We start from the raw sequence: 15,381 nt of genomic DNA on the forward strand, positions 1-15,381 counted from the left end.
GCATTGTGCCTGCTGTGGCAGGCCATATGAAGCCCCGTTCGGCCTAAACAGGCTGAAAAAAACCAGAGGGGAGGTTTGTGCCCCATTTCAGCGCTGCCGGGTATCTGACCCCTGTGGTAGAGTGATGCCCTCTTTCGTTTTATGAACTGGATAGTGCATTCATGAATACCCTTGTCGTATCGGGATTGGTGTTGTTGGTACTGCTCCTGCTGGTGGTCTTCTGGACCAGGAGCAAGAGAGGCAAGGCGTTACCCTATGATCTGCAGGAGGCCTTGTTCAGCCCGGCCGAGCGCTCCTTCCTCGGTGTGCTGGACTTGGCAGTCGGTGACAAGGCCCGGGTCTTTGCCAAGGTGAGGGTGGCCGATGTGCTGACGCCACAGGCGGGGCTTGGCAAAAGCAAATGGCAGCAACACTTCAACAAGATCAGCGCCAAGCACCTGGATTATCTGCTCTGCCACCCGGCCGATCTCTCCTTTATCTGCGCCATAGAGCTCGATGACAGTTCTCATCGACATCAGAAACGCAAGGCACGCGACCTTTTCCTGAAAACCGCCTGCGACAGTGCCGGTTTGCCGTTGCTGCAGATCCCGGCGAGTGCCCATTATCAGGTGGAAGAGCTGCGCGAGCAGATCCTGCCGCTGCTGGTCAAGACAACTGCACCGCTGGTCGACAATGTGATGCCGGGTGAGCGCCGCGAGCCAACCTTCAGCCCCTTGCTGCTGGACGGCGTCGACATGGACGAGACCCGCCATGGGGGACGCTCGCCTTCAAGCTCGTCCCCTGTGATCACCACGCCGGTCAGGAGTGCACTGGTCTCGACCGCCGACAGCGAGCTGGTGGATAACTTGTTTGCCGAGGTGGAGGACGAAGAGGACTCGCATTCGCACCAGGCACCCCATTGTCCCCGCTGCGATGCGCCGCTGGTGGAGCGAGAGGCCAAAAAAGGTCCCCATGCCGGTCGCCTGTTCATGGCGTGCAGCCGCTTCCCCGAGTGTCGCTACGCCGCCCCCCACACCAACGCCCGTCACTGATCCCTTGTCGCATGTTCCCGGCCTGTCACTGGGCCGGAAACATGCAGTCAATATCCCTGCCTCGCGGTAGCGCCCCATGCCTCATCAAAAAAGAGGCGACAAAATTTATCTTATTACGCAGTTGCGTCGATAAACTTAAGTCAAATGCGACAAATTTTGACAATGCGTCGGAATTTTGGCACTTTGTGCGACCTGCATAAGGTGCGTGGCTTGACCACAGAAGCACATTAAAACAATAAGTTACGTCTATTATAAGAGGGATGGATATGATGGCGATGGGAGTATTGATTGTTGATGCCGATGCGCAGCGGCGCCAACAGTTGGGCACTGTGCTCTCGTTTATGGGGATCCCCTGGCAGGAGATTGCCGAGAGCGAGCTGGATGTGGCCATCGAAACGTCTGGCCCGCTGCAAGGGGTGCTGGCCGGTGCCTTGACCGGTCGTCCGTTGGACGAATTGCTGACCCTCTTTCCCCGCATTCCGTTTTTGTCGCTGGTTCCGGCTGATTTCCCCAACAGCAATTTCATCGGTGTTGCCGAAGCTCCCTTCACCTACGAATCCCTCACTCGGTATCTGCATTTCTGTCAGGCATTTGTCTCCTTGCATCCTCGCCAGCAGACCCATGACAAGGGCCAGGCCCTGCTGCGTCTGCTGGTGGGCAAGGGGCGTGGCATCCAGGAGGTGCGCCGCCTCATCAGTCAGGTGGCCGAAACCGACGCCAACGTATTGATCCTGGGGGAGTCCGGGACGGGTAAAGAGGTGGTCGCCCGCGCCATTCACGAACTCTCTTCACGCTGCGCCGGTCCCTTCGTGCCCATCAACTGCGGCGCAATCCCGGCCGAATTGCTGGAAAGCGAACTGTTTGGTCATGAGAAAGGGGCCTTCACCGGTGCCATCGCCTCCCGTCGCGGCCGCTTCGAGCTGGCACAGGGTGGCACCCTGTTCCTCGATGAGATCGGTGACATGCCGTTGCCGATGCAGGTCAAGTTGCTGCGGGTGTTGCAAGAGCGGCTGTTTGATCGGGTCGGCGGTGGCAAGCCGATCCAGGCGGACGTGCGCATCATAGCGGCGACCCACAGGGATCTGGAGGTGATGATCCGCACCCAGGGCTTTCGCGAGGATCTCTACTATCGCCTCAATGTCTTTCCCATCGAGACGCCGCCGTTGCGGGAGCGGGTCGACGACATTCCGCTGTTGCTGCAGGAGCTGCTCAACCGTCATGCCGAGCAGCATCATGGCATCATTCGCCTGACCCAGCGCGCCATGGAGTCCCTGATGCAATACCCCTGGCCCGGCAATGTGCGCGAGCTTTCCAACCTGCTGGAGCGGCTGCTTATTCTCTACCCGCAACAGATCGTCGATGTGGCCGACCTGCCGAGCCGCTATCGTCTGCTGCCGTGCGAACCGAGGGATGAGCGGTTGACCGAAATGGACGAGCGCGATGCGCTGGCCGCCGTGTTCCAGGATCCACCCGAGCTGGATATGCACAACAGTCACGCCCGCGCCATGCAGCTGCCGGAGGAGGGGGTCAATCTCAAGGAGATGCTGGCCGATCTGGAGGTGGAGCTGATCCGCCAGGCGCTGGAGTCCCAGGATGGTGTCGTAGCCCGTGCCGCCGACTTGCTCGGCATGCGTCGCACCACGCTGGTGGAGAAGATGAAAAAGTACGGGATGAGCAAGGAAGTCTAAAGGTCAAAGCCTTGACGCTTATATTCAAGGGTTTGATTTATATTGATATTTTTAGTGGCATGGAAATTGAATAACCTGACCTAATCGCCAGTTTGAGGTCAGGTTTATGACAGCCCAGCAGCAGAACAACCCACTCCAGTCTCACGAGGTGAGCCAGCTTTATGCCATCTTCACGGCGCTGCCGACCGGTGTATTGCTGCTCGATGGCGAGGGTCGCATCACCCGTGCCAACCCGGCAGCCCTGGCACTGTTGGGGGAGCCGCTGGAAGGTCAGGCCTGGCGCCAGATCATCGACCGCTGCTTCCAGCCCCGTGAGGATGACGGTCACGAGATCTCCCTGCGTGACGGACGGCGGGTGCAGCTCTCGACCCAGCCGCTGCCGGATCAACCCGGCCAGTTGGTCTTCATCACGGATCTGACCGAAACCCGCAAACTGCAGGACAGAGTCAACCATATGAAGCGGTTGTCTGCCCTTGGCAACATGGCGGCCTCGCTGGCCCACCAGATCCGCACACCGCTCTCTGCCGCCATGCTCTATGCGGCCAATCTTGCCAACCGCACCTTGAAACCCGAGTCCCGCAGCCAGTTCCAGCAAAAGCTGATGGCCAGGTTGCAAGATCTCGAGAAACAGATCAACGACATACTGCTGTTCGCTCGCAACGGTGACAACCAGGTGGTGACCCCCATCTCGGTACAGGGGTTGCTGGCCGAGGTACAGGCCGGTGCCGAGGCATTTTGCAATCAGCAAGGCTGCGAGTTGCACATGGAGGCGCCGGAGCCGGATCTCTGCCTGCTCGCCAACAGCAGTGCACTGGCGGGGGCCATCAACAACCTGATTGCCAACGCCCAGCAGGCGGGGGCCACCTCCTTGCTGGTGAGTGCGGTGCGCAGCGGCTCCCGGGTGGAGATGCGCATCCTCGACAATGGCAAGGGGATGCCCGCCCACCTGCTTAACCAGATTTTCGAACCCTTCTTCACCACCCGCTCCCAAGGCACTGGCCTGGGTCTGGCGGTGGTGCAATCTGTGGTGCGTGCCCATCAGGGGGAGGTCAGCGTGGCCTCAGTGCCCACTGAAGGCACCTGCTTTACTCTGTCGTTCCCTCTGCATCAGCAACCGATGCAGCTTGGAGGTGTCGCATGACTCAGGCCCGTATTCTGGTCGTAGAAGATGACAATGGCCTGCGCGAAGCGCTGGTGGATACACTCTTGCTCGGCGGCTACGAGTGTCGTGAAGCGGACAGCGGCGAACGCGCCCTGCTGGCTCTGTCGCGCCAAAGCTTTGATATGGTGATCTCCGATATCCAGATGGGGGGCATGGATGGCCTGACCCTGCTGGCTGCTATCCGCCAGCAATATCCGCAGATCCCCGTGCTGCTGATGACGGCCTACGCCAACATCGACGGTGCCGTGCGCGCCATGCGTGAAGGTGCCATCGACTATCTCGCCAAGCCGTTTTCCCCCGAAGTGCTGCTCAATCAGGTCAGCCGCTATGTGCCAGCCCAGAAAGTAGAAAAGCGCGCTGTGGTATACGGGGATCCCAAGACCGCCGAACTGTTCCAGCTGGCGACCCGGGTGGCCAGAAGCGAAGCCACTGTCATGGTGACTGGCCCGAGCGGCACCGGCAAAGAGGTGCTGGCTCGCTACATTCACGACAACTCCAGCCGCGCCGAACAAACCTTCGTCGCCATCAACTGCGCCGCCATCCCGGAAAACATGCTGGAGGCGACCCTGTTCGGCTACGAGAAGGGTGCCTTCACCGGTGCCGTGCAGGGTTGCCCCGGCAAGTTCGAGCAGGCCCAGGGCGGCACCTTGCTGCTCGACGAGATCACCGAGATGGATCTGGGGTTGCAAGCCAAGCTGCTACGGGTATTGCAGGAAAAAGAAGTAGAGCGGCTCGGCAGTCGCAAGATGATCCCCCTCGATGTGCGGGTCATCGCCACCAGCAACCGGGATCTCAAGAAGGCGGTGCAGGACGGTCTGTTCCGCGAGGACCTCTACTACCGTCTCAACGTCTTCCCCCTGCGCTGGACCGCGCTCTGGGAGCGGCCCGGCGACATACTGCCGCTGGCGGAACACCTGCTGGCACTGCATGCCAGCCAGCAGGGGCTGCCGACGCCGCAGCTGGCAGAGAGGGCTCGCGAACGTCTGTTGGCCCACGCCTGGCCCGGCAACGTGCGCGAGCTGGACAACGTGGTACAACGTGCCCTGATCCTGAGTCCGGATGGCCTCATTGGCTGCGAGCACCTGATCCTGGAAGAGGTGGACGAGGAGGAGATCCGTTTCACCAGCGGCGAGCGTATCAGCGGTGGCGAGCATCTGGGTAGCGAGCTCAAGCAGCAGGAGCATCAGATCATCCTCGACACTCTGCAAGACTGCAACGGCAGTCGCAAGGCGGTGGCCGACCGGCTCGGCATCAGCCCGCGCACCCTGCGCTACAAGCTGGCCCAGATGCGGGAGGCGGGGATAGATCTTCCCGCCTGAGTATGGGGTCGAACCTGTCGTAGCCCTGGTTGCTTGGCCTGGTTATCAGGTGGCCGGCAGCCCCTCAGGGTTGCAAGGTGGTGTGGAAACTGTCGTGACCCTCATGGTCTGACTCTGTTGTCCAAAAGGAAGGGCTCGCCTGTTTGCCAAAAGATGGGGGTGAGCAATACTCTTGTCCCTGGCTGCCCGGCTTGGTTATCAGTGCAGTCAGGGGGGCGTTGCGCTCGAGTGCCAAGGGTGGGAACTGTCATGGTCTTGGTGGCCTGGCTCGATTATCATGGGGTCCTTGGCGTTTGAGCCTGGCCCCTGTTGTATTGTTGATGCAGGGGACCGAGCCTTTATAAGGGACCCCTATGATCTCTCATCGAAAACTCGAAACCGTACTCAACCATCTACTTGAACCCCACGCCATCAAGGATTACTGCCCCAATGGGTTGCAGGTGGAAGGGCGCGCGCGCATTCGCAAGGTCGTGACCGGCGTCACCGCCAGTCAGGCTCTGATCGATGCGGCCGTGGCCCTCGACGCCGATGCCATTCTGGTCCATCACGGTTACTTCTGGAGCGGCGAGCCGGCCCAGATCACCGGCATGAAGCAGCGTCGCCTCAAGACCCTGCTCACTCACGACATCAACCTGTTTGCCTATCATCTACCGCTGGATGTGCATCCCGAGGTGGGTAACAACGCCCAGCTTGCCAAGCTGCTGGACATCAAGGTGCGCCGTGGCCTGGAGCCCTGGAACAGCAAGAGCGTCGCCATGGTGGGCAAGCTGGAAGAGCCGATGAGCGGTCGCGATTTTGCAACGCTCATCGCCGAACGGCTCGGTCGTGAACCCCTTTATTGTGGTGACACAGGCCCCGAGCTTATCCGCTCCGTGGCCTGGTGCACTGGCGGTGGCCAGAGCTATATCAATCTGGCGGCGGAGCAGGGGATCGATGCTTTCATCTCCGGCGAAGCCTCCGAGCAGACCATCCACACCGCCCGCGAGATGGGCATGCATTTCTATGCGGCCGGGCACCATGCTACCGAGCGCTACGGCATCAAGGCGCTGGGAGAGTGGCTGGCGACCGTGCAGGGGCTGGATGTCACCTTTATCGATATCGACAATCCGGTGTAAGTTCGATTAGCCGCGTAGCGGCGTAATCGGACATGACTGCAGTCATAGAGTTGATATGTAGAAATGACAAGGGAGGCCTAAGCCTCCCTTGTTATATTTTGCATGTTGCACTTGGCGGCTACTCGCAGGCATGACCTGCGGGGCCAAGGGCGGCACCGTCCAGCAGGACGGTATCGCCCTGCATTCTCAGCCTTCCTTCGCAGAACCACTGTACCACCAGCGGGTAGATGCTGTGCTCCTGGACCTGCACCCGGGCCGCCACTTCCTCGACATCGTCACCTTCGAAGATGGGGACGCGAGCCTGCAGGATCACGGGACCGCCATCCAGCTCTTCGGTGACGAAATGGACGCTGGCACCGTGCTCGCTATCACCAGCATCAATAGCCCGCTGGTGAGTGTGCAAGCCCTGATACTTGGGCAGCAGTGAAGGGTGGATGTTGATCATCCGCCCTGCAAAGTGACGTACCAGATCGGCACTCAGGATCCGCATAAAGCCGGCCAGTACCACCAGATCCGGCTGATAGTCATCCATCAGCGCCTGCAGGGCGACGTCATACTCCGCCCGGCTGGCAAACTGCTGCTGGGCCAGAATGGAGGTCGCCACCCCGGCCGTTTGCGCACGCACCAAGCCGTAGGCATCGGCCTTGTTGCTGATGACGCCGACCACTTCGCCGGCAATCTTGCCGCTGGCGCAACTGTCGAGAATAGCCTGCAGGTTGCTGCCGCTGCCGGAGACAAGCACCAGGATGCGTTTCATAGGGGAGGGCATTTGGCTGTTGATCCGGTCATTCATTGAATGATGACCTGCTCCTCACCATCGGCCGCCTTGGCGATATGGCCGATGTGCCATGCATTCTCGCCTTCGGCCTTGAGCAGGGTCAGCGCTTTTTCAAGCTGATCCGCCGGCAGGGCGATGATCATGCCGACACCGCAGTTGAAGGTACGGTACATCTCGTGGCGGGTGACGTTGCCGGCCTGCTGCAACCAGCTGAACACCGCCGGCCACTGCCAGCTCTGCTCGTCGATCACCGCCTGGGTGTTGGCGGGCAGTACGCGCGGTATATTTTCCCAGAAGCCGCCGCCGGTGATGTGGGACAGGGCGTGGATCTCGCACTCCTTGATGAGCTTGAGCACCGGCTTCACATAGATGCGGGTCGGCTCCAGCAAGGCGTTGGCCAGGGTGGTATCACCCAGCGGCTGGTGCACATCGGCCTTGGAGACCTCAAGGATCTTGCGGACCAGAGAAAAACCGTTGGAGTGGGGGCCGCTGGCAGCCAGGGCGATCAGGGCATCGCCGTCACCCACTTTGCTGCCGTCGATGATCTCGCTCTTTTCCACCACACCGACGCAGAAACCGGCGATGTCGTAGTCTTCCCCTTCATACATGCCCGGCATTTCGGCGGTTTCGCCGCCCACCAGGGCACAACCTGATTGCTCACAGCCGACACCGATACCGGTGACAACAGCCGCGGCCGTGTCCACGTCCAGCTTGCCGGTGGCATAGTAGTCGAGGAAGAACAGGGGTTCTGCACCCTGTACGATCAGGTCGTTGACGCACATGGCCACCAGGTCGATACCGACGGTATCGTGCTTTTTCAGATCGATGGCGAGACGCAGCTTGGTGCCCACACCATCGGTACCGGAGACCAGTACCGGTTCCTTGTAGCCCGCAGGGATTTGACACAGGGCCCCAAAGCCGCCAAGACCACCAAGGACTTCAGGACGACGAGTGCGTTTTGACACGCCCTTGATACGTTCAACCAGTGCATTGCCAGCATCGATATCTACGCCAGCATCCTTGTAGCTCAGTGAGGTTTTGTCAGTCACGCGTATTCCCCGTCATATGAAGAAGTGGAGGGTAAAATTCGGGGCGTATTCTAACAGTGGCCGAGTAAAAGCAGAAAGGAAATCGTTTGCGCGTTTTTGCGTGGAAAAGCTCTACAAGCCGTGGCTTTTGTTGTATGATTCCGCGATTTTTTCGCGGCAGTTAGAGGAGATAATAATGAAAGTCGTTGAAGTCAAACACCCCCTGGTCAAACACAAAATCGGGTTGATGCGTGAAGGCGATATCAGCACCAAGCGTTTCCGTGAACTGGCCAAAGAAGTGGGCAGTTTGTTGACCTACGAAGCGACCTCTGACTTCGAAACCGAGAAGGTTACCATCGACGGCTGGAACGGACCAGTGGAAGTTGATCAGATCAAGGGCAAGAAGGTCACTGTCGTGCCTATCCTGCGTGCCGGTCTTGGCATGATGGATGGCGTGCTGGAGCACATGCCGAGCGCCCGCGTCAGTGTGGTCGGTATCTACCGCGATGAAGAGACTTTGCAACCGGTTCCCTACTTCGAGAAGATCGTCAGCAATATCGAAGAGCGTCTGGCGCTGGTCATAGACCCCATGCTGGCCACTGGCGGCTCCATGATTGCCACCATCGACCTGCTGAAAAAGAAAGGCTGCCAATCCATCAAGGTGCTGGTGCTGGTCGCCGCGCCCGAAGGCATCAAGGCGCTGGAAGCCGCTCACCCCGACGTTGAGCTCTACTGCGCCTCCGTCGATCAGGGCCTGAACGAGAAAGGCTATATTGTCCCGGGTCTGGGCGATGCTGGCGACAAGATCTTTGGCACCAAGTAATTCCTGATGCCTTGACCACCTTCTCTGTATGAGGGGTGAGAATGGAGCCGGCGCCTTGCCGGCTCTGCTGTTTATGGCATCCTCTGTCTTGCTGCAATGCGCGCCTTGCCGCTACCATAAGCAGCATCTCCCATTTCGAGACTCCTCTCATGCTCAAACGTGTTGTGACCGCCCTCTGCTGCGGCTTGTCATTCATGGTCTCGGCCGCTCAGGTGACCGATCTCTATCAGGGCAAGGCGCCCACCAGCGGCGACATGGTGGCTGCCCAGTCCCAGGCGCTGGGGGATGTGCTCGTCAAGGTGACCGGCAAACGGGACATCCTCACCCAGCCTGACGTGGTCAAGGCGCTGGCCGCCCCCGGCGACTATGTGCAGCACTATGGCTATCAGGATGTGGGGCCGGTCAAGTTTCTGAAAGCCGACTTCAACGTGGCCAAGGTCAATGCCCTGATCTCCCAAAGCAAGTTTGCCCTGCTGGGGCCTGCAAGGCCACAGATGGCACTCTGGCTGGTGATCAATGAGGGGGAGCGCCGCATCCTGCCGGATCAATCCAGCGATGGCTGGGCCAGCGCACTGCGAACCCAGAGCCAGGTCATGGGGCTGCCGGTCAGCATTCCTTTGATGGACCTCGATGACAGCATGGCGGTCAACGCCACCGACGTCTGGGGTCGCTTTGCCGCTCCCATACTGCAGGCGAGCCAGCGTTACGGCGCCGAGATGGTGGTGCTGGGCAAGCTGACACCGGAAGGTGACAAGTGGAGCATGGACTGGGGCCTTTATGGACCCAAGGCCGGTGGCGAGCTGGCCGAACTCACCCGTGGCAGCAGCAGTGGTACCCAGGCCGAGGTGGCGCAGCATTTTGCCGATGAGCTGGCTGCCTGGCTGGTACAGAACTATGGCGCGCGCATTTCGGGTGTCGCTTCCAGTCAGACACTGGTGGTGGAAGGTTTGTCCGGTATTGATGGCATGATCACGGTGCAGAAGATGCTGCAGGGGATGGCCAGCGTGACCAAGGTGACTATCGGCAAGCTGGAGGGGGACAAGGTGACCTTCGATCTCTCGTTGCAGGGCGACAAGGCCGAGCTCATCCGCGGCCTGCAACTGGAGAGCCGGTTGCGCCAGATTGATGATAATGACAGCGGTTTGCGTTACCAATGGTCGCAGCCCTGATCATTTCATCGTGTTCCCGACCGCCCGGCCAAGTCCGGGCGGTTCTCTATCTGCCTTTGCGATGGTACACTCTGGCACAAATGTCACAGTCAAAGCCTAACGAGTGAAGCAACCGGCCCAACTGTCTTTAGCCGTACAACTACCGGATGATGAAACCTTCGTCAGTTTTTATCCCGGCAACAATGCTCATCTGATCACCGCCCTCAAGAATGCGGCCATTGGTCAGGGATCGCCTTTCCTCTATTTCTGGGGTGCCAAGGGATCGGGACGCTCCCATCTGCTGCATGCAACCTGTGCCGAGGTCAATGCCCGCGACGCGGCGGCGGCCTATCTCTCCCTCGATCAGTTTGAACAGCTGGATCCCAGCATGCTCGACGCCCTCGAAAGCTTGCCACTGGTCTGTCTCGACAGCCTGGAAGCCATCGCCGGCAATGCGCAGTGGGAACGTGCCCTGTTCGATTTTTACAATCGCTGGCAGGAGAAGGGGGAAGGTACCCTGGTGGTCACGGGTTGCAGCGCACCGCGCAAGCTGGGGCTGCAACTGCCGGATCTCGCCTCGCGCCTCGACTGGGGGGTGAGTTTCCATCTCGACGAGCTGGATGATGAAGGCAAGCTCAGTGCCCTGCAGCTGCGTGCCGAGCTGCGGGGCTTCAAATTGCCCATCGATGTGGGCCGCTTCCTGCTCAACCGACTCTCCCGCGACATGCGCACCTTGCTTACCACCCTCAATCAGCTCGATAACGCCTCATTTCGCGCCAAGCGCAAGCTCACCATCCCCTTTGTGAAAGAGATCCTCGAACTTTGAGCGGGCTGCGGCTGCGTGTACGGGTAAGACCCGGATTGAAACCAAAAAGAAACCCCGGCACCAGGCCGGGGTTTTTGTCTGTGCGACTGTCGTGATCAGTGGAACTGATCTTCTTCGGTCGAACCCGTCAGTGCAGTCACTGAGGATTGTCCACCCTGAATGACGGTAGTGACCTTGTCGAAGTAACCCGTGCCCACTTCCTGCTGGTGAGCAACGAAGGTGTAACCACGGCTGGCGGCGGCAAATTCCGGCTCTTGCACCATCTCGACGTAGTGCTTCATCCCCTCGCCACGGGCGTACTGGTAAGCCAGTTCGTACATGTGGAACCACATGTTGTGGATGCCAGCGAGGGTGATGAACTGGTACTTGTAACCCATGTCGGACAGCTCCTGCTGGAAGCGGGCGATGGTGGCATCGTCCAGGTTCTTCTTCCAGTTGAAGCTGGGGGAGCAGTTGTAGGCCAGTATGGTGTCCGGGTACTGCGCCTTGATGGCTTCGGCAAACTTGCGCGCCTCGTCCAGATCCGGCTTGGCGGTTTCACACCACACCATGTCGGCGTAGGGGGCATAAGCCAAGCCACGGGAGATGGCCTGCTCGATACCCGCCTGCACCTTGTAGAAACCTTCGGCGGTACGCTCACCGGTCAGGAAGCCTGAATCGTACGGATCCGCATCCGTGGTGAGCAAGTCCGCCGCGTTGGCGTCGGTACGGGCGATCACCAAGGTGGTGGTGCCACAGACGTCGGCTGCGAGGCGTGCTGCAACCAGCTTCTGCACCGCTTCCTGAGTCGGCACCAGCACTTTGCCGCCCATGTGGCCGCACTTCTTGACCGATGCCAGCTGATCTTCGAAGTGTACGCCAGCTGCGCCCGCTTCAATCATCCCCTTCATCAGCTCGAAGGCGTTCAGCACGCCGCCGAAACCGGCTTCGGCATCCGCCACGATCGGCAGGAAGTAGTCGATGAAACCGGCATCCTGCGGCCCCACCTTGTTGGCCCACTGGATCTGGTCGGCACGGGCAAACGAGTTGTTGATGCGCTCAACCACCGAGGGGACGGAGTTGGCCGGATAGAGAGACTGATCCGGGTACATGGTGGAGGACAAGTTGTTGTCCGCCGCCACTTGCCAGCCGGAGAGGTAGATGGCCTCTATACCTGCCTTGGCTTGCTGCACTGCCTGGCCGCCGGTCAGGGCGCCGAGGCAGTTGACGTAGCCTTTCTTGGCGCTGCCGTGGATCAGCTCCCACAGTTTGTCGGCGCCGCGTTGAGCCAGGGTGTGCACCGGCTGCAAGCTGCCGCGCAGATTCACCACGTCTTCGGCGCTGTAGCCGCGCTTGATCCCTTTCCAGCGGGGGTTTTCTGCCCAGTCTTTCTCGATAGCCTGGATCTGTTGCTCACGGGTCAGTGCCATATCAGTTCCCTCTTTCATTGATTTCACGTTTCCATTGACTTGTTATTGGCGGGCTCCGCTGGGGAGACCCGTGGTTCAGAGCCGCTCGTAACCGGGCAGCGTCAGAAAATCGATCAGGGTATCGGCGCAGGTGATCTGCTCCATCAACTCGCTCGCTTCGGCAAAGCGTCCTGCTTGCCAGCGGGCGGCGCCCACTTCATGTTTGACCACCTCCTGCTCCTCGGCCAGCATCTGGCGAAACAGCTCCTTGGTCACCACTTTGCCGTTCGACAGGCTCTTGCCGTGGCGGATCCACTGCCAGATGGAGGTGCGGGAGATCTCGGCTGTCGCCGCATCTTCCATCAGGCCATAGATGGGCACACAGCCATTGCCACCAATCCAGGCTTCCAGATATTGCAGGGCGACCCGGATATTGGTGCGCATGCCCGCCTCGGTACGTTCGCCTTCACAGGGAGCCAGCAGGTCGGTGGCTGTGATGGGCGCATCCTGCTCACGCAATACGCCGATCTGGTTCTTGGCGCCTGCCGGTATGGTGGCGTTGAACACGGCCATGGCGGTGTCGGCGAGGCCGGGGTGGGCGACCCAGGTGCCGTCGTGGCCGTTGCTTGCTTCCCGCTCCTTGTCTGCCTTGACCTTGGCAAAGACCTGCTCGTTGACAGTGGCATCCTTGGCCGGGATAAAGGCGGCCATGCCGCCCATGGCAAGAGCGCCGCGCTTGTGGCAGGTCTTGATCAGCAGGCGCGAGTAGGCGCTGAGGAAGGGTTTGTCCATGGTGACCACCTGACGGTCGGGCAGCACTCTGTCCCCATGATCTTTCAGCGTCTTGATATAGCTGAAGATGTAGTCCCAGCGGCCGCAGTTCAGCGCGACTATGTGATCCTTCATCTGATAGAGCAGCTCATCCATCTCGAATACCGCCGGCAGGGTTTCGATCAGCACGGTGGCCTTGATGGTGCCGCGGGGCAAACCGAACTTGTCTTCGGTCCAGGCAAACACTTCGCTCCACCAGCGACCTTCCAGATGACTTTGCAGCTTGGGCACATAGAAGTAGGGGCCCGAGCCCTTGGCCAGCAGCGCCTGATGGTTGTGCAGGAAATAGAGTGCGAAGTCGAACAGGCCGCCGGGGATGGGCTCACCGTCGAAGGTGACATGTTTTTCCGGCAGGTGCAGGCCACGTACCCGGCAGATGAGCACGGCCGGATTTGGGTTCAGGGTATAGGCCTTGCCTTCCGGACTGGTGTAGGAGATGGTGCCATTGACCGCATCGCGCAGGTTGATTTGACCCTCGATCACTTTATTCCAGGCAGGAGCCAGGGAATCTTCGAAGTCCGCCATGAAGACTTTGACATTGGCGTTGAGGGCGTTGATGACCATCTTGCGCTCGACCGGGCCGGTGATCTCCACGCGGCGGTCTTGCAGGTCGGCGGGAATGCCGCGAATGGTCCAGTCACCTTCACGGATGTGGGCGGTTTCCGGCAGGAAGTCCGGCAGCTCGCCGCCATCGATACGGGCCTGGCGTGCCACACGTTGTTTCAACAATTCGCCCCGTTGGGGAGCAAAGCGTTCCACCAGTTCGGATACCAGGGCCACCGCATCCGGCGTCAGAATTTGCGCGTATTCGGGAAGCATCTCGCCCTGGATGCGCAGACGGGCGCTACAGTGGGTCTGGGCCGGTGCCGACATAGGGTTCACTCCTTTGAGAATTACATTTTGAACTAATTAACTACGACTAAAGTCGATCCCTGTTCTTTCAAACTTCCCGTAACAACGGGATAACACGATTCATAAGGTGCGAAATATTGCCCTCTCCGTCAACCACTTTTTTAAAACGCCTGTTTCTGACACATAGTTAAGGTTATGTTTTTAATGACATTATGTGATTGGGGTAAATGCTCTATGCAGATGGTTATGCTCTTGGTTTCCCACCCCCTGCGGTGGTGTACGCCAGCGGTGTTTTGAATACCTGGGATGTAACTAATTACGTAATAAAATTACAAATGCAAAAACAAATCCCGACCTTACTCCAAGCTTTCAGAAAACGGCTGTATGAAATGAAATTTGGGATCTAGGTGAATACTCAGCTCTCACCAGTGTTGGCTATCGAACGTTTGTTTAAAACTTGGATGGGGAAGAGTGGTCGAATGGGGTTTATCTCGTCAGCAGGGGAAAAGTGACGAGCAATAACGTAGGTTTGTATCACCTTGGCTTGCTATCTGGGGTGATGAGGGGAGGAGGTGGGGAGTGGATAAAACTGATAAGTCGTAGTTACGCAGCATTTTATTGTTATTTGTGTCAGTGGGCCTTCCTGGCCCCCGGGGAAGGTAAAAGGGTGGCGAAACCCAAGGGTTCAGCGGCTACTTTTCCTCTTCTACTCTATCTTGAGCGGGATCAGTATTCGTCGTCCGGCGCCGCCAGATCGACCACATCCAGATGCACTATAGTACCGTATTCATGCTCGCCGAGTTCGATGTCGGCTTGTGGCAGGGGGGCTGGGTGGGGCTGTGATTCAACTGCTTGCGTCATGGGTGCTTGCCTCATTGGATTGCAAGCCGGTCGGTGACTCCATCACCCGGATTCCCACCTCCCTGTTTCATTGCCGGCGGAAAAGTCGCGTATCCTAGCGACACTCGCCACAGGTTTCAAGTGATCCTGAATAAAAAATATACCACCAATGTGTGATGGCTCTGTGGTGGCGCCTGCTGGACAGAGTACTGCCAGGGTCATAAGGATGGTGAAGGGGCTGGAGTGAAATGGAGGTAAAAAAATAGCCCAGTCGTTTGACTGGGCTATTTCTCGGGGAAAATGGTCGGTGTGAGAGGATTCGAACCTCCGACCCTCTACACCCCATGCAGATGCGCTACCTGGCTGCGCTACACACCGACGAGGTCAGTTCGAGCTGACGAAAGGGAGTCTAATGATATGAATCTGTTGGTGCAACTCCTTTTTTATCAGTGAGATGTCGATTGCTTCTTTATTGCTCAGTCAAGATGCTGCTTGGGTCGGCCACGGAGATTTGGCATAATCGCCGCCCCGTATTGCGGTGGAAAAATTGCG

13 protein-coding genes and 1 tRNA gene are annotated in these 15,381 nt (G+C 58.9%); 8 read left to right on the forward strand and 6 right to left on the reverse strand.

Features of this window, described 5'->3' with window-relative positions; genetic code table 11:
• The first annotated feature begins 161 nt into the window (after window positions 1-161).
• The 5 genes from GWQ27_RS10055 (at window position 162) to GWQ27_RS10075 (ending at window position 6,315) form a co-directional block, all read left to right on the forward strand.
• On the forward strand, window positions 162-1,031 hold the full coding sequence (locus tag GWQ27_RS10055) for a DUF2726 domain-containing protein (protein ID WP_005320184.1): 870 nt from the start codon (window positions 162-164) through the stop codon (window positions 1,029-1,031).
• Between the two features lie 266 nt (window positions 1,032-1,297).
• Window positions 1,298-2,719: a sigma-54 dependent transcriptional regulator gene (locus tag GWQ27_RS10060; protein WP_034523731.1), complete on the forward strand. Its 1,422-nt coding sequence runs from the start codon at window positions 1,298-1,300 to the stop codon at window positions 2,717-2,719.
• Window positions 2,720-2,825: 106 nt separating this feature from the next.
• Complete coding sequence (locus GWQ27_RS10065; protein ID WP_275907270.1) at window positions 2,826-3,860, forward strand: sensor histidine kinase; 1,035 nt, start codon at window positions 2,826-2,828, stop codon at window positions 3,858-3,860.
• Window positions 3,857-5,200 (forward strand): sigma-54 dependent transcriptional regulator, encoded by a 1,344-nt coding sequence (locus tag GWQ27_RS10070; protein ID WP_275907271.1) that lies wholly within the window; start codon window positions 3,857-3,859, stop codon window positions 5,198-5,200. Before GWQ27_RS10065 ends, GWQ27_RS10070 begins: the two co-directional genes overlap by 4 nt.
• Before the next feature lie 353 nt (window positions 5,201-5,553).
• On the forward strand, window positions 5,554-6,315 hold the full coding sequence (locus tag GWQ27_RS10075; protein ID WP_005320178.1) for a Nif3-like dinuclear metal center hexameric protein: 762 nt from the start codon (window positions 5,554-5,556) through the stop codon (window positions 6,313-6,315).
• Window positions 6,316-6,433: 118 nt separating this feature from the next.
• Here GWQ27_RS10075 and purN read toward each other — a convergent pair whose 3' ends face one another.
• Both purN and purM read right to left on the reverse strand, forming a co-directional pair.
• Window positions 6,434-7,072 (reverse strand): phosphoribosylglycinamide formyltransferase, encoded by a 639-nt coding sequence (gene purN, locus GWQ27_RS10080; protein WP_201302874.1) that lies wholly within the window; start codon window positions 7,070-7,072, stop codon window positions 6,434-6,436.
• A 32-nt stretch (window positions 7,073-7,104) separates the two neighbouring features.
• Window positions 7,105-8,142 carry a phosphoribosylformylglycinamidine cyclo-ligase gene (gene purM / locus GWQ27_RS10085; RefSeq protein ID WP_021139228.1) on the reverse strand — a complete coding sequence of 346 codons (1,038 nt, stop codon included), beginning with the start codon at window positions 8,140-8,142 and terminating at the stop codon, window positions 7,105-7,107.
• 175 nt (window positions 8,143-8,317) lie between these two features.
• Here purM and upp point away from each other — a divergent pair, with 175 nt between their 5' ends.
• The 3 genes from upp to hda all read left to right on the forward strand — a co-directional run bounded on the left by upp (window position 8,318) and on the right by hda (window position 10,918).
• Window positions 8,318-8,944 carry a uracil phosphoribosyltransferase gene (gene upp / locus GWQ27_RS10090; protein ID WP_005320172.1) on the forward strand — a complete coding sequence of 209 codons (627 nt, stop codon included), beginning with the start codon at window positions 8,318-8,320 and terminating at the stop codon, window positions 8,942-8,944.
• 149 nt (window positions 8,945-9,093) lie between these two features.
• Window positions 9,094-10,113, forward strand: coding sequence for a DUF2066 domain-containing protein (locus GWQ27_RS10095; RefSeq protein ID WP_275907272.1), 1,020 nt, complete (start codon window positions 9,094-9,096; stop codon window positions 10,111-10,113).
• A gap of 103 nt (window positions 10,114-10,216) precedes the next feature.
• Complete coding sequence (gene hda / locus GWQ27_RS10100; protein WP_005320168.1) at window positions 10,217-10,918, forward strand: DnaA inactivator Hda; 702 nt, start codon at window positions 10,217-10,219, stop codon at window positions 10,916-10,918.
• A 95-nt stretch (window positions 10,919-11,013) separates the two neighbouring features.
• Here the strand turns inward: hda and aceA are convergent, their stop codons facing one another.
• The 4 genes from aceA to GWQ27_RS10120 form a co-directional block, all read right to left on the reverse strand.
• Window positions 11,014-12,327, reverse strand: a complete 1,314-nt coding sequence (gene aceA, locus GWQ27_RS10105; RefSeq protein ID WP_021139226.1) for an isocitrate lyase — start codon at window positions 12,325-12,327, stop codon at window positions 11,014-11,016.
• Between the two features lie 75 nt (window positions 12,328-12,402).
• Entirely contained in the window at window positions 12,403-14,010 is a 1,608-nt protein-coding gene (gene aceB, locus GWQ27_RS10110) for a malate synthase A (RefSeq protein WP_275907273.1), read from the reverse strand.
• A gap of 705 nt (window positions 14,011-14,715) precedes the next feature.
• Window positions 14,716-14,850 (reverse strand): hypothetical protein, encoded by a 135-nt coding sequence (locus GWQ27_RS10115; RefSeq protein WP_005320161.1) that lies wholly within the window; start codon window positions 14,848-14,850, stop codon window positions 14,716-14,718.
• 280 nt (window positions 14,851-15,130) lie between these two features.
• Window positions 15,131-15,207 (reverse strand) — tRNA-Pro (locus GWQ27_RS10120).
• Between the last annotated feature and the right edge of the window lie 174 nt (window positions 15,208-15,381).

This window comes from Aeromonas sp. 5HA1 (genome assembly GCF_029237245.1).
GTDB lineage: Bacteria > Pseudomonadota > Gammaproteobacteria > Enterobacterales > Aeromonadaceae > Aeromonas > Aeromonas salmonicida.

Excerpts from the sequence above, each read along its gene's own strand:
- GWQ27_RS10055 (WP_005320184.1), top strand. The coding sequence starts at position 162 with ATGAATACCCTTGTCGTATCGGGATTGGTGTTGTTGGTACTGCTCCTG.
- GWQ27_RS10060 (WP_034523731.1), top strand. The coding sequence starts at position 1,298 with ATGATGGCGATGGGAGTATTGATTGTTGATGCCGATGCGCAGCGGCGC.
- GWQ27_RS10065 (WP_275907270.1), top strand. The coding sequence starts at position 2,826 with ATGACAGCCCAGCAGCAGAACAACCCACTCCAGTCTCACGAGGTGAGC.
- GWQ27_RS10070 (WP_275907271.1), top strand. The coding sequence starts at position 3,857 with ATGACTCAGGCCCGTATTCTGGTCGTAGAAGATGACAATGGCCTGCGC.
- GWQ27_RS10075 (WP_005320178.1), top strand. The coding sequence starts at position 5,554 with ATGATCTCTCATCGAAAACTCGAAACCGTACTCAACCATCTACTTGAA.
- purN (WP_201302874.1), bottom strand. The coding sequence starts at position 7,072 with ATGAAACGCATCCTGGTGCTTGTCTCCGGCAGCGGCAGCAACCTGCAG.
- upp (WP_005320172.1), top strand. The coding sequence starts at position 8,318 with ATGAAAGTCGTTGAAGTCAAACACCCCCTGGTCAAACACAAAATCGGG.
- GWQ27_RS10095 (WP_275907272.1), top strand. The coding sequence starts at position 9,094 with ATGCTCAAACGTGTTGTGACCGCCCTCTGCTGCGGCTTGTCATTCATG.
- aceA (WP_021139226.1), bottom strand. The coding sequence starts at position 12,327 with ATGGCACTGACCCGTGAGCAACAGATCCAGGCTATCGAGAAAGACTGG.
- aceB (WP_275907273.1), bottom strand. The coding sequence starts at position 14,010 with ATGTCGGCACCGGCCCAGACCCACTGTAGCGCCCGTCTGCGCATCCAG.
- GWQ27_RS10115 (WP_005320161.1), bottom strand. The coding sequence starts at position 14,850 with ATGACGCAAGCAGTTGAATCACAGCCCCACCCAGCCCCCCTGCCACAA.